The sequence below is a fragment of the Hydrogenophaga sp. GW456-12-10-14-TSB4 genome, from assembly GCF_059424305.1.
In genome coordinates, this window is the sequence record NZ_JBWKZH010000020.1 from 46,007 (window position 1) to 64,311 (window position 18,305).

The window sequence follows — 18,305 nt, forward strand, 5'->3', positions numbered from 1 at the left end:
CGCTCAGGCCTTGAACGGCTTGCCGTAGATCGGTTCTTTGAACGGGATGGGAGGCAGCTGCCAGGTGCCGGTGGACGGTGGGCGCACCTCGGCGTCCACGTGCACGTCGATCACGCAGGGGCGCTTGTTCTTCAGGGCCTGCTGCACGGTGGCGCCGAGGTCCTGCGGGCGGGTGACGGTGTAGCCGTCGGCGCCGCAGGCGCGGGCCCAGGCCGCGAAGTCGGGGTTGTAGCGTTCGCCGGTGGCGCCGTTGTAGAAGGCGGTGCCGATCTCGCGGCCGTCGAACAGGCCGTACTGCAGGTCGCGGATCGCGCCCCAGGCGAAGTTGTTCCAGATGATCCAGACCACGGGCAGGTTGTGCTCAACCGCCGTGCACAGCACGTAGGGCGCCATGGTGAAACCGCCGTCGCCGACCACGGCCACGCAAGGCCGGTCGGGCGCCGCCAGGGCCGCGCCCATCACGCCGCAGACGCCGAAGCCCATGCTGGAGTAACCCCAGCTGTTGAGCATGCTCTGCGGGCGCTTGGCTTGCCAGAACTGCATGAACCAGTTGTGGTGCACGCCGGAGTCGAGCGCGAGGATCACGTCGTCGGGCAGCACCTTCTGCAGCGTGCCGACCACGAACTCGGGCCGCAGCGGGCTGGTGGAGTCGCCGAAGTGCGGGCGCACGAAGGCTTCCCATTGCGCCTGCCAGCCCTGCACCTCGGCCAGCCAGGGTGCGTAGCGCGCGGCGCTGATGCCGGTGCGCGCGGGCAGCGCGTTGAGCAGCTGGCGCGTGAAAACCTGGACATCGGCGATCACGCCCAGCGTGGGCGCGTAGTTGCGGCCCAGCTCCTGCGGGTCGATGTCCACATGCACCAGCTGGGTCTTGGGGAAGTTCCACGAGTAGCCGTCGTGCCAGCTGGAGGAGCTGCGGTCGTCGAAGCGCGTGCCCAGGGTGATGACGAGGTCGGCGCGGCGGCCGGCTTCGTTGGCCGGGTAGGCGCCGTTGCGGCCGATGAAGCCCAGCGCGAGCGGGTGGTCACCAGCGATGCAGCCCATGCCGTTGGGCGAGGTGATGACCGGGATGCCGAGCTGTTCGGCCAGCTCGGTGATCTCGGCGCCGGCCTCAGACAGCGTGGCGCCGTGGCCGATGAACAGCACGGGCTTGTGCGCGGCGGCGAGCAGGTCCAGCGTGGCGGCCACGTCGAGGTCGTTCGCACCCGGGCGGTGCGGGCGGTGCACGTGCGAGGGCGGCGGCAGTTCCACGTCCGCCTCTTCCTGGTAGACGTTGTACGGGATGTCCAGGTTCACCGGGCCGGGGCGGCCGGTGACCATGGTGTCCATGGCCTGGCGCAGCGCCAGCGGCAGCATGTCCACGCGCGAGGGCTGGAAGGCGCGCTTGACCACCGGGCGCATCACCTGCGCGAAGTCGGCCTGGTTGTGCTTGTAGAGCTCCTGGAACGGCCCGCGGTTGTGCTGCGAGGTGGGTACGTTGGAGGTGATGCACAGGAAGGCCGAGGAGTCCGCCAGCGCGGTGGCGCAGGACATGACCATGTTGGCCGAACCCGGGCCGGTGCTGGTGAGCGTGGCCACCGGCTGGTGCTTGACGCGGTAGTAGGCGTCGGCCATGTGGCCGGCGCACTGCTCGTGGCGCGGAGACACGAGCTTGAGATCGTCCTTCACGTCGTACAGGGCGTCGAGGATGCCCACGTTGCCGTGACCGCAGATGCCGAAGATGTACGGCACCTTTTCCTGGACCAGGTATTGGGCGATCAGTTCGCCGCCTTTCATGTTGGGCATGTCTTTCTTTCGGTCAAATCAAACACTGTCTCACGCGGTCGTGAAGGTCACAACCCGTTCTTCGGTCATCTCGTGCACGGCGTAGCGCGGGCCTTCGCGGCCGAAGCCGCTGTCCTTGGAGCCGCCGTAGGGCATGAGGTCCACGCGCGAGCTGGAGGTCTCGTTCACGTGCACGCCGCCGACTTCCAGTTTCTGCGCGGCGGCCAGGGCGTCGCCCAGGCGGTTGGTGAACAGGCCGGTGGCCAGGCCGAAGGGCGTGGCGTTGACGCGGTCCACCGCCTGCGCGAGGGTCTTGAACGGCACGATGCAGACCACCGGGCCGAAGATCTCGCTGCAGCCCACGCGCATGCCGTCGTGGATGCGGGTGAGCAGCGTGGGCGCGACCACCGCGCCTTCGCGCGTGCCGCCGGCCAGGCACTGGGCGCCCGAGGCCACGGCCTCACCGATCCAGGCCTCGATGCGGCGCGCCGCGTCTTCGCTGATGACCGGGCCGACGAAGGTCTCGGGGTCCATCGGGTCGCCGTAGCGCAGGGCCTGCACCAGCTGGGCCAGGCGCTGTTCCACCACGGCCTGCAGCGATTCGTGCACCAGCAGCAGCTGCACCGAGGTGCAGACCTGGCCGGCCTTGCGGTAGCCGGCGTTGACGATCTTGGGCAGGGCCATGTCCAGGTCGGCGTCTTCGCAGACGATGGTGCAGGCGATCGAGCCCAGCTCCATCTGCGTGCGGCGCAGGCCGGCGGCCTGCTGGATCTGGCGGCCCACTTCGGTGCTGCCGGTGAAGGCGAAGAAGCGCACGCGGTCGTCGGCCTGCAGGTGTTGCACCACCTCGGCGCTGCCGTGCAGCACCGAGAGGAAGCCGGGGGGCACGCCCGCGTCCAGCAGCACCCGGGCCAGCAACACGGCGGTCAGGGGCGTGTGCGTGGAGGGCTTGAGGATGACGGCGTTGCCGGCCGCCAGCGCGGGCGCCACCTTGTGCGTGACGGTGTTGAGCGGCGAGTTGAACGGCGTGATGGCGGCCACCACGCCCAGGGGCACGCGCAGCGTGAAGCCCAGGCGGCCGGCCTGGCCGGGCGCACCCGCCAGCGGGATCACGTCGCCGGCGAGGCGGCGCGCTTCTTCCGACGAGAGCTTCAAGGTCTGGATGCAGCGGCGCACTTCGCCGCTGGCGTCGGCCTGGGTGAAGCCGGCCTCGATCTGCATGCTGCGCACGAACTCGCCAAGGCGTTCTTCCATCAGCACGGCGGCGCGCTCCAGCACCACGCCACGCTCATAGGCCACGGGCGCGCCGCGGCGGAAGGCGGCGTGCGCCACGTCCACCGCCTGGCGCACCTGCGCGGCGTCGGCCGTGGTGAGGGTGGCCACGGGCTTGAGGCGGTACTTGTCGTACACGGTCACGTGCGCGCCCGCGCCTTCGACCCATTCGCCATTCAGCAGCAGGTGGTGGACGGCGAGCGATGCCGCGTCGGGCGCGGCGGTGGCAGGTCGGTCCATCAGCGCACCTCCTCGTCGTCGCTGGCCGGGGTGGTGATCACCAGGAACACCAGGCCCTGCGTGCCGGTGTTGGTGAAGCTGTGGCGCACGCCGGGCGGCACGTAGACGTAGTCGTGCGGGCGCATCAGGTTCTTCGTGTCGTCCAGGGTGAGGATGCCCTCGCCTTCGAGCACGTAGTACACCTGCTCCTGCACCTTGTGCACGTGTTCCTGCACATAGGCCATGGGCGCGTAGCGCGAGATGCGGAAGTCCACGCGCGAGCTGCCGGTGGTCTCGGGACCGGCGAGCTCCTTGGAGAGCGCGCCGCCGAAGTGGCCGGGGTACTCCTTCCAGGGCATGTGGGCCATCTTCTCCAGCAGCAGCCGGAGTCCGGGTTGGGGGGTGGTCATGAATGAGGTCCTTCCTTGGGAATCAGAGCCACAAGATCTTCTTGCGGTAGTCGAGATCGGTGAGCAGCGGTTGCGCCGGGCCTTCGTGGAACACGGCGCCGCGCTCCAGCGCATAGACGCGGTCGGCCAGGGCCAGCACCAGGTCGAGGTTGTGCTCGACGATGACGATGGAGATGTGCTGGCGCAGCTTGTCGAACACGGTGAACAGTTCCTGCACCACGGTGGGCGCCAGGCCCTCGAAGGGTTCGTCGAGCAGCAGCAGCTTGACGTTGCCCGAGAGCGCGCGCGCCACCGCCACCATCTGCTGCTCGCCGCCCGAGAGGTAGTCGGCGGCCACGTGCATGCGCTCCTTGAGGCGCGGGAAATACTCGAAGATGCGCGCCTCGTCCCACACCACACCGGTGCTGCCGTCGGTGGGCCGGGCCAGGCGGCCGAGCGAGAGGTTTTCCGCCACCGTCATGCCGGCGAACAGGCCCCGGCCCTGCGGCACATAGCCGACGCCGCGGCGCGCGATGTCGGGCGCGGGCAGGCCGGCGAGCTCCTGGCCGTTGAAATGCACGCGGCCGTTGGCCGGCGGCACCAGGCCCATCAGGCTCTTGAGCAGCGTGGACTTGCCCGCGCCGTTGCGCCCGAGCAGGGCCACGATCTCGCCTTCGCGCACCTGCAGGCTGGCGTCGTTGAGGATGTGGCTCTTGCCGTAGAAGGCGTTGACCTTGTGAAAGTCCAGCACCACCGGGCGGTCGGCCGTGGCGACGCCGGTGCGACCGGTGACGGGCGGCGTGCCGGTGCCGGTGTAGATTTCCTGCACGCGCTGGTCGTCGCGCACCTGGTCGGGCGTGCCGCTCATGAGCACCTCGCCCTGGTTCATCACCGTGACGCGGTGCGAGAGTTCCAGCACGCGGTCGATGTCGTGCTCCACGATGAGCACCGGGATGTTGCTGGCGATGGTCTTCACCAGCCGCGAGACGCGCTCGCGCTCGGCCGCGGCCAGGCCGGCCAGGGGCTCGTCCATCAGCAGCACCTGCGGCTTGGAGCCCAGGGCGATGCCCAGGTCCACCAGGCGCTGGCCGCCGTAGGAGAGGTCGCCACCACCCACGGCTTCCATGCCCTGCAGGCCAAGGAACTTCATGAGTTCGGCGGTTTCGGCGTGGATCTCGGGGTAGCTGTCGATGTCGCGCCAGAAGTTGAAGCGGGCCGCATGCCGCGCCTGCAGCGACAGGCGCAGGTTCTCCTCGATCGTCAGGCCCTTGAACAGGTTGGTGATCTGGAACGAGCGCGCCAGGCCTTGCTGGCAGATGCGGTCGGGCGCGAGCTGGTGGATGGGCTGGCCGTGCAGGCGCACGGTGCCGGTGCTGGGCGGGAACATGCCCGAGATGAGGTTGAAGGTGGTGGTCTTGCCGGCGCCGTTGGGGCCGATCAGCGCGTGGATCTGCCCGGCCTCGACGCGCAGGTTGGCGCCGCGCACGGCCTGGATGCCGCCAAAGCGCATGCCGACCTCGCTGGCTTCGAGCACCGCGCCTTCGCGGCGCTTGGGCCGCAGGAACTCGGGCAGCGGCAGGCCTTCGTAGATCTTGCGCTTGCTCATGGCCGCGCCGTCTTCGGGCGGCGGGCGCAGGCGGCGCTGGATCTGGCCCCAGATGCCGGTGAGGCCCGAGGGCGAGAAGACGATGAAGCCGACGAAGATCAGGCCGAACCAGAGCAGCCAGTTGTCGGTCCACATCGAGAACAGCTCGCGAAACAGCAGGAAGAACACCGCGCCCAGGGCCGGGCCCAGGAAGCTGTGCATGCCGCCGATGACAACCATGGCCAGCAGCTCGCCCGAGAAGTGCACGGCGGTGGATTCGGCCGCCGCCAGGCGGTGCAGGAAGACCATGAGCGAGCCCGCCAGGCCGGTGACGGTGGCCGAGAGCACGAAGGCCAGCAGCTTGTAGCGCTCGACGTCGTAGCCCTGGAAGGTGGCGCGCTGCTGGTTCTCGCGGATCGCCACCAGCACGTGGCCGAAGGGCGAGCGCACGATGCGGTGCAGCAGCACCAGCACGGCAAAGCCGATCAGCGCGGCGAACACGTAGTAGCTCAGGTGGCTGTTGAGGTCGATCGGGCCGAAGGTAGCGCGCTCGATGCCGCCCAGGCCGCCCTCACCGCCGGTCAGGCTGGTCCAGCGGAACGAGATCGCGAAGGTCAGCGCGCACAGGGCCAGCGTGAGCAGCGAGAAGTAGACGCCCCGGCGGCGCAGGATCAGGAAGCCGACGATGAGCGACAGCGCGGCGGTGAACAGCACCGAGAACAGCATGGGCAGCAGCATCTGGTTCTTGAACCAGTGCAGCTGCGCCAGTCCGGCGGCGTAACCGCCGATGCCGAACCAGGCCGCGTGGCCGAAGGAGACCAGGCCGGTGTAGCCCACCAGCAGGTTCAGGCCCATGGCGGCCATGGCCAGGATGACGACCACGGTGGCCGAGTCCAGCGTGAGGCCGATGGCCTGGAACACGATGGGCAGCAGCACCAGGCCGAGCGCGCCGATCCACAGGGCGCGGTGTTTGTTTTTCAGGAAAGCAGGCATGGTGGGGGTTCTCACTCGAAGCGCTCGATGCGCTCACCCAGCAGGCCGCGCGGACGGAACATGAGGACAAGGAACATCAGCACGTACATGGAGGCCTCGCTGGCCGCGGGCATGAAGTGGGTGGTGATGCCGCGCACCACGCCCACCAGCAGCGCCGCCGCCACCACGCCCCAGAAGCTGCCCAGACCGCCGATGACCACCACCACGAAGGCGACGGTCATGATCTCCATGCCCATGGCCGGGTGCACGATGGCGATGGGACCGAACAGCACGCCGCCCAGCGCGGCCGTGGCCACGCCCAGCACCACGATGGCCGTCATGTAGGGCTGCAGGCGGATGCCCAGGGCCGCGACCATGTCGGGCTTCTGCACACCGGCGCGCACCACGCGGCCGAAGGCCGTCTTGTGCATCAGCAGCCAGATGCCGGTCATGACCACGACCACCACCGCCAGGATGAACAGGCGGTACTTGGAGAGCATGAACTCGCCCAGCATCACGTTGCCCTTGAACTCGGGCGGCATGTTGGAGGCCAGCGGGGCCGAGCCCCAGATCATGCGCAGCGCCTGTTCGGCCACCAGGGCCAGGCCGAAGGTGACCAGCAGGCTGAGGATGGGGTCGGCCGCGTAGAAGCGGCGCAGCAGATAGCGCTCGAACACGATGCCGAGCAGGCCCACCAGCAGCGGTGTGATGACGATGCTGGGGCCGAAGCCGGTGTGCTGGATCACCTCCAGCGACAGGTAGGCGCCCAGCGCGTAGAAGGCGCCGTGCGCCAGGTTGACGATGCCGCCGACGCTGAAGATCAGCGACAGCCCCAGCGCCAGCAGCAGGTAATAGCCGCCGAGCACGAGGCCGTTGACGACCTGCTCGAGCAAGAACACGATTTGCATGGGATTCCGGACAAGGGGAAGGCGCCGGCACCGGGGGGTGCCGGCCGGGGCCGCTCAGGGCGTGCTCACATCTTGCAAGCGCTCTCCGATTTCGGCGGTGCGAGTTTTTCCAGCGGCTCGTTGGCGCCCGGCACGGCCTCGCCGAAGGCCAGGAAGTCCTGCTTGTTCTTCGCCTGGCCCTTGGGCTTGACGGTGAAGGGGTAGGCCTCCTGCATGAGCTGGTGGTCCCAGCTGCGGAAGTAGGCCTTGCGCGCCTTGAGCACGTCGAACTGGGCTTCGGACTCGAAGTAGGCGATGACCTTGTCGGTGTCGGTGGACTTGGTCTCGCGGATGGCCTGCACCAGGATCATCATGGACACGTATTCGATCCAGGCGTGGTTCTCGGGGATGCGGCCGTACTTCCTGGTGAACTTGTCGACGAAGGCGATCGAGCCCGGCGTCTTGAGTTCGTGGTGCCACACGGTGGGCCAGATGCCGCCCAGGTTGCCTTCGCCGGCGGCCCAGGCGTCGGCGGTGTTGAGGTTGAAGCCGGCCACCGGGATCTGCAGGCCGAACTCGGCGTACTGCTTGACGAAGTTGGTGACCTGGTTGCCGCCCAGGTTGGTGGCGATGAGGTCGGGCCGCGCCTGGCGGATCTTGATCATCTGCGAGCTGAAGTCGGTCAGGTCGGTGGGCACCAGCTCGTCGCCGATCACCGTGCCACCGTTGGCCGCGAAGAAACGCTTGGCCTGGCGCGAGAGGTCGTGGCCGAACAGGTAGTCGGAGGTCAGCGCATAGATCTTCTTGCCCTTGACCAGGCCTTCGCGCAGCAGCGCCTCGCCGGCGGCGTTGACCATCACCGTGACCGGGATGTCGACGTGGAAGGTGTAGCGGTTGCAGTCCTTGCCGCGCAGCGCGTCCGAGCGCGCGCCGATGCTCATGAACATGGTCTTGTTGCGCGCGGCGACCTGCGAGATGGTGAGCGCCGAGGCGGAGTTGATTTCGCCCATGAGGAAGGCCACCTTGTCGCGCTCGATCATGCGCTGCGCCTTGGTGGAGGCGGTCTGCGGGTTGACCGAGTCTTCGCTGATCAGCTCGATCTGGCGGCCCAGCACGCCACCGGCGGCGTTGACCTCTTCCACCGCCATCTTGATGCCCTGCACCGCGTAGTCGCCCAGCGCACCGAGAAAACCGGTGAGCGGCGTGAGGTGGCCGATCCGGATCTTCTCGGCCTGTGCCACGGCCAGCGTGGGCAGGCCCAGCGCCGTGACCCCGGCCACCACGGCACCGGTCTTGAGCATCGTGCGGCGATGCGCCGAAGCCACCTGCGATTGCGTTTTCGATTCCATGCGCTTGTCTCCTGTTGTTGGGGTCTGACGGAAGGCAGGAGGGATCATAGGAAGGAGCTTCCCAGAGGGAAAATACTGTTTTCCGAGATGGGCTATCGCTTTTGCTTATAGGCGTTTCCACTATGCTTGGCGCTCCCCAACGGAGACACCGGCATGGACCTGCGGCAACTCAAATACTTCGTGCAGATCGTGGAAAGCGGCAGCCTGGCCAAGGCCTCGCGCCAGCTCTACATCGCGCAGCCGGCGCTCAGCCAGCACGTGGCCAAGCTCGAGGCGGAGGTGGGCAAGCCGCTGCTGATCCGCACCGCCAAGGGCGTGACGCCGACCGAAAACGGCGCCGCCCTGCACCACCACGCGCGCTTCATGCTGCGCCAGCTGGACCAGGCGCTGTCCATCGCGCGGCAGGAGCCGGGCACGGTGCACGGCATGGTGTCGGTGGGCCTGGCGGCCACCACGGTGTGCGCGGTGGGCGTGCCCTTCATGCGCCGCATCCGCGAGAAGTACCCCGGCATCGTGCTCAACGTGGTCGAGGGCATGAGCGGCCACCTGGCGCAGATGATGCGGCTGGGCCAGCTGGACCTCGCCATCCTGTTCAGCCGCGACGCGGTGCCCGACCTGCCGGCCGAGCCGCTGGTGGAAGAGGAGCTGTTCGTGATGCTGCCCGGCGACAGCGATCTGGTGGCGCCCCGGCGCATCAAGCTCAGTTTCGCGGAGACGGCGGAACTGCCGCTGATCCTGCCGACCGGCATCCACGGCCTGCGCCGCCTCATTTCGGCCGAGTTCGAACGGCGCAACCTCACCACGCGCATCGTGGCCGAGATCGATTCCTTGTCGCTGCTGATGACCTGCGTGCGCGACGGCATGGGCGCGACCATCAAGCCCATGTCGGCCGCGCTGCTCGAAGGCCAGATGCGCAAGGACTGGCGCACGCTGGCGTTTTCGGACGCCGACATGAAGCGGCCGAACTACCTGTTCTCGGTGGTGGCCGACCGGCTCACGCCCGCGGCGGCGGCGGTGCGGGCGGAGCTCCGGGAGACGGTGAAGGACCTGGTGGCGAGCGGGGCCTGGCGCGGCGTGAACCTGATCTGACCGGACCTGACAACACGATGAAAACCATTGACGAGATGCTGCACCTGGCCTTGCTGACACCCGATCAGCACCGCGACATCAGCGCCTGGATCGCGCAGGCCGATTCGCCCGACGAGATCCTGAAGATGCCGGCACCCCTGTGGCAGGCGGTCGCGCGGGCCAGCGAGGTGATGGGCATTGACGATGACCTGGTGCGCCCGCCATCCCTCGACGCCGACGACCTGGTGGCTTGAGCGCCGCCTACGCCCAGCGGCCTCGAGGCTTGCCACCGCAGGCCAGCTGAAGGAACGACTCGACCAGGGGGTTGTCGCGCCGCGCCTGCGTCGCGAACGCCAGGCTGTAGCGCAGCGGACGGCGGCCTTCCAGCACCGGCACGTAGGTCACGTGGGGCATCTGCATCGCGGCGAAGGAGCTCGGCACCAGCGCGACGCCGACACCGCTGGCCACGAGCATGATCTTGGTCACCATCTGCGAGACCTCCTGCACCACCTTCGGGAAGAACCCGGCCCGCTGGCAGGCGGCGAGGAAGATGCTCTCGAAGCCGGGCCCCGCCGAGAAGGGGAACGAGATGAACGACTCGGTGGCCACCTGGCTCAGCTGGATCGACTTGCGGGACGCCAGCGGGTGCCAGGACGGCAGGGCGATGACGATCTTTTCTTCCTTGAAATGGTCGACGACCAGGCCCTTGGCGTCCTGCAACGGGGCCACGATCAGGGCAATGTCCGTGGCGCCGCGCCGCAGCGCCTCCAGTTGCCCGCCCGTGGTGTCGCTGTCCAGCAGGACTTCGACGCCCGGGTACGCCTTGCGAAAGAGCAGCACCAGATCGGGCAGCGGCCCGAGCGCGGCGCTGGCCACAAAGGAAAGCCGGATGCTGCCGGCGGTGCCGTCGGAGGCCCGCCGCGCCAGGCTCATGCCGTGGGCCGCCTGCGCCAGCGTGCGGCGCGCCTCGCGCAGAAAGATTTCGCCAACCGGGGTGAGCCGCACATGGCGCCGGCCCCGGTCGAACAAGGGCTTGCCGACCGCTTCTTCGATGCGCTTGATCGCATGGGAGAGCGGCGGCTGCGACATGTGAAGGCGCAGCGCCGCCCGGCGGAAGTTCAACTCTTCGGCAACGGCGACGAACTGGTTCAACTGGCGCAACTCGATCATCTTGATATCTTTCCGCTATCAATAAATACCGAAACGGTATTTTAAGTATCACAAGACCGTCTGCAGAATGGGCTCTCGTCCATCAAAAAGAAGCGGTCATGACGGTAGAAAAATCCGGTGCGCAGCACCCCTTGCAGCTCACCCACTTCGGCGCTGCGGGCTGGCGGATCACCGACGGAAAAACGGTGCTCCTGGTCGATCCCTACTTCTCACGCGTGCGCTACGCGGGCAAGACCTTCGGCGACCCCGACGCCCCCATTTCCCCGGGCGACACGCGGCCGATTTTTCGCCCGCAGGATGTGCTGTCGTCCGACACCGAACTGGTGGACCGGCACATCGACAGTGCCGACTACATCGTCATCTCGCACTCGCATTTCAACCACTGCATGGACATGCCGCACATCGCGCGCAAGACCGGTGCGCTGGTGATCGGGACGTACAGCACCACCAACATCGCGCGGGCCAACGGCGTGGACGACCAGCAGCTCATCACCGTGAAGGGCGGCGAGGACTACCAGTTCGACGACATCGCCATCCGGGTGGTGAACAGCCTGCACTCGCCGCTGGCGGCCAAGCGCTACTTCGAGTTCGGCGATGTGCCGCGCGACGTGGAGCGGCCGCTGCGCATGATCGACTACTGCGAAGGCGGCACGATGGGCTACTACATCCGCTGGGGCGGCCACCGCATCGTCGTGTTCGGCTCCATGAACTACATCGAGCGCGATCTGCTGGACATCGACGCCACGATCGCGCTGGTGCCCGCCGCGCGCCCCCGACTGCATGTGCGCGACTACACCGATCGCCTGCTGCGCCGCGTGGGCCTGCCCAAGCTGGTGATCGCCACCCATTGGGATGTGCAGACCGCGCCCTACGGCGCCTCGCAAGCCGAGGCGCTGGCCCAGGCGGAGACCTTTGTGCAGGAGGTGAACACCACCTCCCCCGACTCGCAGGTGATCGTGCCGCTGCACTTCGACACGGTGCATGTGGACGCCAGCGGCCATGCCTGGAAAGTGGAACACGGGCAGGCCTGACTTGTGCTTGACGCACAGGACGCTCCACCCTGGAAACGCCTCGGCGGTCGGTAGAGGAAGACAAGAAACAAGCGCGGTGTGCATGCGCGCCGGTTTGCCACCGGGCGCGCAGGATTCTCTACGGGCAATTGGAGTACTTTCATGAATCAGATGGTGAAGACATGGGTCCACGCGACCCTGGGTGCGGTCCTGGCGGCGCTGGTGACCGGCGCGATGGCCACCGACTTTCCGGTGCGCCAGGTGCGCCTGGTCGTCCCCGTGGCGCCGGGTGGGCCGAACGACACGTTCGCGCGCACGCTGGCACCGAAGCTGGGCGCCGGCCTCGGGCAGACACTGGTGATCGAGAACATCCCGGGCGCCGGGGGCAACCTGGCCACCGCCTCGGTCTTGCGGCAGCCGCACGACGGCCACAACCTGGTGCTGCACGGCATGACGTACGCGGTCAACCCGTCGATCTTCGGCGCCGCGTCGTCCTACAAGGTCGGCGACTACACCGCCGTCTCGATCGTGGCCAAGGGCCCGCTGGTGCTGGTGGCGCACCCGTCCCTGGGCGTGAAGAGCGTCAAGGACCTCATCGCCTACCTCAAGAGCAAGCCGACCGGCGTGGACTACGCCTCGGGCGGCCCGGGCACCTCGCCGCACCTGGCGGCCGAGCTGTTCAAGCTGGCCGCCGGTGCCAACATGCAACACATTCCGTACAAGGGCACCGGCGCCTTCATGCCCGACCTGCTCGCCGGGCGCGTGCCGGTGGCCTTCGTGAGCCCGCTGGTGATCAAGCCGTCCATCGAGTCGGGCCAACTGATCGGCCTGGGCGTGACCGGCGCCCAGCGCAGCAAGGGCTGGGACCTGCCGACCATCGCCGAGGCCGGTGTGCCTGGCTTCGACTTCGAGGCCTGGTACGCCATCATGACGCCCGCCGCCACGCCGCCGGACGTGGTGCTCAAACTGAACAAGATCGTCGACGACGCCGTCAACACGCCGGAGGCCCAGGAGAAGTGGCAGAGCCTGGGCGTGGAAGTGATGCGCGGCACGCCGCAGGAAGCCCAGGCCTACGTCATGAGCGAGTACGCCAAGTGGGCCAAGGTGGTCAAGGCCGCCAACATCAAGGCCGACTGACGCATGCTGTATGAAAAAGGAACCGTCTTCGACGGGCGCGAGGTCCTGCCCGCGGACCATGCGGTGCTGGTGGAAGCCGGCCGCATCCACGCGGTGGGGCCGGCGGACAGCTTCACCGGTTACCCGGGGCCGCGCTTCGACCTCGGCGGCGACACCCTGTTGCCCGGGCTGATCGACTGCCATGTGCACCTCACCATGTCGGGCGACGGCAAGACCGTCACCGGGCAAGGCAACGACCATGCGGCGCTGACGCTGCAGGCCCTGGAGAACGCGCAGGCTTCCTTGCGCGGCGGCATCACGGCGCTGCGGGACTGCGGCGGCGTCGATCATGTGGAGTTCGCGGTGCGCGATGCCTGCAACGCCGGCCGTTTCCTCGGCCCCTACATCCGGGTGTCGGGCAAGGTCATCTGCATGACGGGCGGCACCAAGTGGAAGATCGCGCGGGTGGCCGACGGTCCGCAGGAGGTCGTCAAGGCGGTGCGCGAGCAGCTGCTGGCGGGCTGCGACTGCATCAAGCTGATGGCCACCGGCGCCGTGCTGCACGCCGGCACCGACATCGAGGACGCGCAGTACACCGAGGAAGAGCTGGCCGCGGGCGTGGCCGAGGCCCGGCGCTTCCGCAAGCCCACCGCCGCCCATGCCATCGGCACCCAGGGCATCCTGAACGCGGCACGCGCGGGCGTGACCTCGGTGGAGCACGGCATGTTCATGACCGACGAGACCGTGCGCCTGATGCTGGAGCGCCAGATCTACCTGGTGCCCACGCTGGCGGCGGTGGAGCAGGTGCTGCTGAACCCGCAGGCCGTGTCCGCCGCGTCGCTGGCCAAGGCGCAGCGCGTGGCCGCGCGGCACCGCGAATCGGTGGGCCTGTATTACCGTGCCGGCGGCCGCATCGTGATGGGGGCCGACACCGGCACGCTGTGCAACCCGCACGGCAACAACGCGCAAGAGTTGCGCTACATGGTGGCCTGCGGCATGTCGCCGACCGATGCGCTGATCGGCGCCACCTCGCTGGCCGCCGACCTGCTGAACCTGCCCGACCGGGGCCTGCTGGCGGCCGGCCGCATCGCGGACATGCTGATCGTGCGCGGCGACCCCACCACCCACATCGAACAAGCGGCGGACCGGCGCCACCACCGCCTGGTCATCAAGGCCGGCCAAGTGGTCGCCGGCCCCGAATCCGGACTGACATGAACCTTCCTTTCGATTTTCAGAACCCCTACACGAGCGTGCGCCTGCCGGGCTTTTTCAGGAACGTGGTGTCGACCTCCACGCCCCTGGGTGCGCAGGCCGGCCTTCGCATGCTGCTCAAGGGCGGCAACGCGGTGGACGCGGCCATCGCCGCCGCCGCCGCGCTGACCATCACCGAGCCCGTGAGCAACGGGCTGGGCAGCGATGCCTTCTGCATTCTGTGGGACGGCCAGGGACTGCACGGCCTCAATGCCTCGGGCCCCGCGCCCGCCGGCTGGTCGCCCGACTACTTCCGCCGCAAGTACGGCGAGGACCCGAAGACGCCGCCCAAGCGCGGCGTCGACGCGGTGACCGTGCCCGGCGCCGTGGCCGCATGGACGGCCTTGCATGCGCGCTTCGGCAAGCTGCCGTTTGCCGACCTGATGGAGCCCGCCATCGAGGCGGCCGAGGGCGGCTACGGCGTGTCCCCCGTGGTGCACCAGAAATGGAGAGCCGGCGCGCCCGAGCTGGCGGCGCAGCCCGGCTTCGCGCAGAGCTTCCTGCCTTTCGGCCGCGCGCCCGAGATCGGCGAGCGCTTCCGGTTTCCCGCCGCGGCCCGCGCCCTGCGCGCCATCGCCGACACGGGGGGTGAAGCGTTCTACCGGGGCGAGGTGGCAGCGGCCCTCGTGCGTTTCGTGAGGGAGGCCGGCGGCGTGCTGAGCGAACAGGACCTGGCCAGCTTCCAGCCCGAATGGGTCACGCCGATCTCGCGCGACTACCGGGGCTACACGCTGCACGAGATCCCGCCCAACGGCCAGGGCATCGCCGCGCTCATGGCGCTGGGCATCCTGGCGCAGTTCGACCTGGCGTCGCTGCCGGTGGATTCGGCCGACTCGCAGCACCTGCAGATCGAGGCCATGAAGCTGGCGTTCGCCGACGTGTACCGGCACGTCGCGGACAGCCGCCATCTGCAGGTCACGCCCGAGCAGATGCTGGACGACGGCTACCTCGCGTCGCGCGCGCGGCTGATCGACATGGGCCGTGCCCAGACCTTCGGCGCGGGCAACCTGGTGCGCGGCGGCACGGTGTACCTCACGGCGGCCGACGAGAACGGCATGATGGTGAGCTTCATCCAGAGCAACTACATGGGCTTCGGCTCGGGCTGCGTGGAACCGGGCTTCGGCATCAGCCTGCAGAACCGGGGCCATGGTTTCAGCCTGGACCCCACCAGCCCCAACGGCGTGGCGCCCGGCAAGCGACCGTTCCACACCATCATCCCGGCCTTCCTCACCCGGGGCGGGCAGCCGGTGATGAGCTTCGGCGTGATGGGCGGCAACATGCAGCCGCAGGGCCACATGCAGACGCTGGCGCGCATGCTGGACTACGGCCAGAGCCCGCAGGCCGCCTGCGACGCGCCGCGCTGGCGTTTCGACCAGGGCCTGGACATCAACGTCGAAGGCGCGATGAACCGCCAGACCGTCGCCGAGCTGGAGCGGCGCGGCCACCGCGTGAAGACGATCGACGACGCCTACCAGGACTTCGGCGCCGGGCAGTTCATCTGGCGCCTGGAAGGCGAAGGGGCGGGCTACGTGGCCGCCAGCGACCCCCGGCGCGACGGGCAGGCGGTGGGCTGCTGAAACGGGCGGCCGGCGTTCAGTCCGCGCCCAACCCGACCGGGTTCGGCTGCCGCTTCTCCACCGCAAACCGCAGCAGCGAGGCCGTGCGGAACACGCCGTGCGCGAACTTGCCATAGGGCAGGGTGGCGAACAGGGCCATCACCGCGCCCAGGTGCAGGCACAGCATGACCGCCAGCGCCGGCGTGCCGCGCGCCAGCCACAGCGCCAGGCCGGTGGCGCTGGTGAGAAACAGCAGGGCGATGAAGCCCAGGTCCATGGGCTTCTGCGCCACGTCGCCGTGCAGCGGGTGGCGGCGCCGGTTGAGGCGCCACAGCCCCGTGGTGCCGATGAGCAGGCTCACACCGCCCACCACGCCGAGCAGCTTGGGCAGGCTGGGCAGCTCGTAGGGCGCGACCCAGCCGAACACGTAGTGGTAGAGCGTGGCCACGCTGGTGGCGGCGAAGCACAGCATGAAGCCGTAGAAGGTGAAGTGGTGGTAGCGGCGGCGTGAGAGCGTGTAGGCGTCGTCCTCGTTGTGGCAACCGTCGCCGTGGCCGCCGTCGAGGTACTTCAGGCGCAGCGCGTCGTGCGCGGCTTCGCCGGTGGCGGGCAGGTTCAGCGCTGCGCCGCTGGTGGCGGGGGTCACGTCGCGCCAGAAGCGGGTGACGCCCATGCCGAGCGCGAACACCACGAACAGGAACACCGGCGCGAACAGGCTGACCAGCAGGTTGTGCGGGAACAGGTTGTAGAAGTTGCCGGCCAGGTCGCTGGGCCACAGGCTGCCCTTGAGCGCGACGGCGAGCAGCAGGAACAGCGCGAGGCCGGCGGCGAGCGCCACGCTGAGCGTGAGGCCGTTGCGCTGGTAGAGCCGGCCCAGCGCGGGCGGCCAGGCGTAGTCGGCGTAGGTCTGGCCGCGCACCTCGGCCATGGCCTTGGGCACGTTGACGGCGAATTCGTGCGGCGGGGCGTACTGGCAGGCGTGCAGGCAGGCGCCGCAGTTGTGGCAGAGGTTGGCGAGGAAGTGGATGTCGGCCTTGCCGAATTCGAGCCGGCGCGTCATGGCCGGGAAGACCGCGCAGAAGCCTTCGCAGTAGCGGCAGGCGTTGCAGATCTGCATCTGGCGCGCCACTTCCGTTTCGGGGGCGGAGAGGACGACCTCGCCCTGGGCGAGCGCGCGCGCGTCGCGCGCAAGGGCTTCAAGCGCCTGCATGCTGCGCTCCCTTCACGGCGGCCTTCGCCGCATTCGTGCCGGCAATGCGGCCGAAGGCGGTGCCGATGGACATGCCCACCCCGGCGGTGTAGCCCTTGCCGAGCACGTTGCCGGCCATCATCTCGCCGGCCACGAAGAGGTTGGGGCTGGGCTGGTCGTTGAAGCGCACGGCGGCGGTGTCGTCGGTGCGCAGGCCGAGGTAGGTGAAGGTGATGCCGGGGCGCAGCGCGTAGCCGTAGAAGGGCGCGGTGTCGATGGGGCGGGCCCAGTGGGTCTTGGCCGGCGTCACGCCTTCGGTGTGGCAGTCGTCGAGCGCGGTGTGGTCGAAGCGGCCGACGCGGCAGGCGGCGTTGTATTGGTCGAGGGTCTGCATGAAGGTGTCAACGTCCAGGCCGAGCTGGCGCGCGAGGTCGGGTAGGGTGTCGGCTTTCACGCCCGGGAACACAGGCGGCATGAAGCGGCCGATGGCCTTGCTGTCGATGATGGAGTAGCCGATCTGTTTCGGTTGCTGGGCGACCAGGCGGCCCCAGATGGCGTAGCGCTTGGGCCAGAAGTCTTCGCCTTCGTCGTAGAAGCGGCGCGCTTCGCTGTTGACCACCACGCCGAGCGAGACGCAATCGATGCGGGTGCAGATGCCACCGTCGTAGAGCGGCGCGCGCGCGTCGATAGCGACCATGTGGGCCTGCGTGGGGTCGCCGATGCGGTCGGCGCCGTGGTCGTCGAGCAGGTGTTTGAGCAGCACGCCTTTGTTGTAGGCCGTGCCGCGGATGAGGAAGTTGTCGGCCGGCCATTCGCCGCGCTCGTTCTGGCCCCAGGCTTCGCGCAGCCAGTCGCGGTCGGACTCGAAGCCCCCGGCGGCGAGCACGCAGCTTCTGGCGGTGATGCGTTCGCCGCTGCGCGTGAGCGCGGCGACGAAGCGACCGTCCTGGACCTCGATGCGGTCCACCGGCGTTTCGTAGCGCACGCGCACGCCGAGGTTCTCAGCGCTGCGGTAGTAGGCGTTCACCAGCGCCTTGCCGCCGCCCATGAAGAAGGCGTTGGTGCGCGCCACGTGCAGCGCGCCCGAGAGCGGCGGCTGGAAGTGCACGCCGTGCTTTCGCATCCAGTCGCGGCAGGTGGAGGAGGCGCGGATGGTCAGGCGCGCGAGGTGTTCGTTGGTCTGGCCGCCGGTGACCTTGAGCAGGTCCTGCCAGAACTCTTCTTCGGGGTAGGCCTCGACCAGCACGTCCTGCGGCGCGTCGTGCATGCAGCGCAGGTTGCGGGTGTGGCCGGAGTTGCCGCCGCGCCACTCGCGCGGCGCGGCCTCCAGCAGCAGCACGCTGGCGCCGGCCTCGCGCGCCATCAGGGCGGCGCACAAGGCGGCATTGCCGCCCCCAATCACCAGGACATCGGGTTCTTCCAACAAAAAACGCTCCTCGCAGCTCGCCGGGACGGCCCGACCATGGCATGAACTGTAGGGAGCCAAGGGCCGCCGGTGAAGGTCACCGGCG

Annotated in this window: 15 protein-coding genes; 6 read left to right on the forward strand and 9 right to left on the reverse strand. The window is 68.7% G+C overall.

Translation table 11 applies throughout. From position 1 onward, the window contains the following. Window positions 1-3: 3 nt before the first annotated feature. From AC07ZS_RS12115 to AC07ZS_RS12140, 6 genes are all read right to left on the reverse strand, one after another. A complete protein-coding gene (locus AC07ZS_RS12115) occupies window positions 4-1,782 on the reverse strand; it encodes a thiamine pyrophosphate-binding protein (protein WP_494798852.1) in 1,779 nt (592 codons plus the stop codon). Window positions 1,783-1,812: 30 nt separating this feature from the next. Beyond that, window positions 1,813-3,273 carry an aldehyde dehydrogenase family protein gene (locus AC07ZS_RS12120; protein WP_494798853.1) on the reverse strand — a complete coding sequence of 487 codons (1,461 nt, stop codon included), beginning with the start codon at window positions 3,271-3,273 and terminating at the stop codon, window positions 1,813-1,815. After that, window positions 3,273-3,662, reverse strand: a complete 390-nt coding sequence (locus tag AC07ZS_RS12125; protein WP_494798854.1) for a cupin domain-containing protein — start codon at window positions 3,660-3,662, stop codon at window positions 3,273-3,275. Before AC07ZS_RS12125 ends, AC07ZS_RS12120 begins: the two co-directional genes overlap by 1 nt. Before the next feature lie 22 nt (window positions 3,663-3,684). After that, window positions 3,685-6,219: a branched-chain amino acid ABC transporter ATP-binding protein/permease gene (locus tag AC07ZS_RS12130; RefSeq protein ID WP_494798855.1), complete on the reverse strand. Its 2,535-nt coding sequence runs from the start codon at window positions 6,217-6,219 to the stop codon at window positions 3,685-3,687. 11 nt (window positions 6,220-6,230) lie between these two features. After that, window positions 6,231-7,106, reverse strand: a complete 876-nt coding sequence (locus AC07ZS_RS12135) for a branched-chain amino acid ABC transporter permease (RefSeq protein WP_494798856.1) — start codon at window positions 7,104-7,106, stop codon at window positions 6,231-6,233. Between the two features lie 65 nt (window positions 7,107-7,171). Then, complete coding sequence (locus AC07ZS_RS12140) at window positions 7,172-8,434, reverse strand: ABC transporter substrate-binding protein (RefSeq protein ID WP_494798857.1); 1,263 nt, start codon at window positions 8,432-8,434, stop codon at window positions 7,172-7,174. Between the two features lie 153 nt (window positions 8,435-8,587). On the opposite strand from AC07ZS_RS12140, the gene AC07ZS_RS12145 reads away from it, so the two are divergent. Both AC07ZS_RS12145 and AC07ZS_RS12150 read left to right on the forward strand, forming a co-directional pair. Further along, on the forward strand, window positions 8,588-9,523 hold the full coding sequence (locus AC07ZS_RS12145) for a LysR substrate-binding domain-containing protein (protein WP_297396734.1): 936 nt from the start codon (window positions 8,588-8,590) through the stop codon (window positions 9,521-9,523). Window positions 9,524-9,540: 17 nt separating this feature from the next. Then, window positions 9,541-9,756: a hypothetical protein gene (locus AC07ZS_RS12150; RefSeq protein ID WP_494798858.1), complete on the forward strand. Its 216-nt coding sequence runs from the start codon at window positions 9,541-9,543 to the stop codon at window positions 9,754-9,756. A 7-nt stretch (window positions 9,757-9,763) separates the two neighbouring features. Here AC07ZS_RS12150 and AC07ZS_RS12155 read toward each other — a convergent pair whose 3' ends face one another. Then, entirely contained in the window at window positions 9,764-10,672 is a 909-nt protein-coding gene (locus AC07ZS_RS12155; RefSeq protein WP_494798859.1) for a LysR substrate-binding domain-containing protein, read from the reverse strand. Between the two features lie 98 nt (window positions 10,673-10,770). Here AC07ZS_RS12155 and AC07ZS_RS12160 point away from each other — a divergent pair, with 98 nt between their 5' ends. From AC07ZS_RS12160 to AC07ZS_RS12175, 4 genes are all read left to right on the forward strand, one after another. Then, entirely contained in the window at window positions 10,771-11,703 is a 933-nt protein-coding gene (locus AC07ZS_RS12160; RefSeq protein WP_494798860.1) for an MBL fold metallo-hydrolase, read from the forward strand. Window positions 11,704-11,844: 141 nt separating this feature from the next. Continuing rightward, on the forward strand, window positions 11,845-12,819 hold the full coding sequence (locus tag AC07ZS_RS12165) for a Bug family tripartite tricarboxylate transporter substrate binding protein (protein ID WP_494798861.1): 975 nt from the start codon (window positions 11,845-11,847) through the stop codon (window positions 12,817-12,819). A gap of 3 nt (window positions 12,820-12,822) precedes the next feature. Continuing rightward, window positions 12,823-14,013: a metal-dependent hydrolase family protein gene (locus AC07ZS_RS12170; protein ID WP_494798862.1), complete on the forward strand. Its 1,191-nt coding sequence runs from the start codon at window positions 12,823-12,825 to the stop codon at window positions 14,011-14,013. Continuing rightward, complete coding sequence (locus AC07ZS_RS12175; RefSeq protein WP_494798863.1) at window positions 14,010-15,626, forward strand: gamma-glutamyltransferase family protein; 1,617 nt, start codon at window positions 14,010-14,012, stop codon at window positions 15,624-15,626. The genes AC07ZS_RS12170 and AC07ZS_RS12175 overlap by 4 nt, the downstream gene beginning before the upstream one ends. A gap of 16 nt (window positions 15,627-15,642) precedes the next feature. On the opposite strand, the gene tcuB is transcribed toward AC07ZS_RS12175, so the two are convergent. After that, a complete protein-coding gene (gene tcuB / locus AC07ZS_RS12180; RefSeq protein WP_494798864.1) occupies window positions 15,643-16,815 on the reverse strand; it encodes a tricarballylate utilization 4Fe-4S protein TcuB in 1,173 nt (390 codons plus the stop codon). Further along, window positions 16,802-18,220: an FAD-dependent tricarballylate dehydrogenase TcuA gene (tcuA, locus tag AC07ZS_RS12185; protein ID WP_494798865.1), complete on the reverse strand. Its 1,419-nt coding sequence runs from the start codon at window positions 18,218-18,220 to the stop codon at window positions 16,802-16,804. The genes tcuB and tcuA overlap by 14 nt, the downstream gene beginning before the upstream one ends. Between the last annotated feature and the right edge of the window lie 85 nt (window positions 18,221-18,305).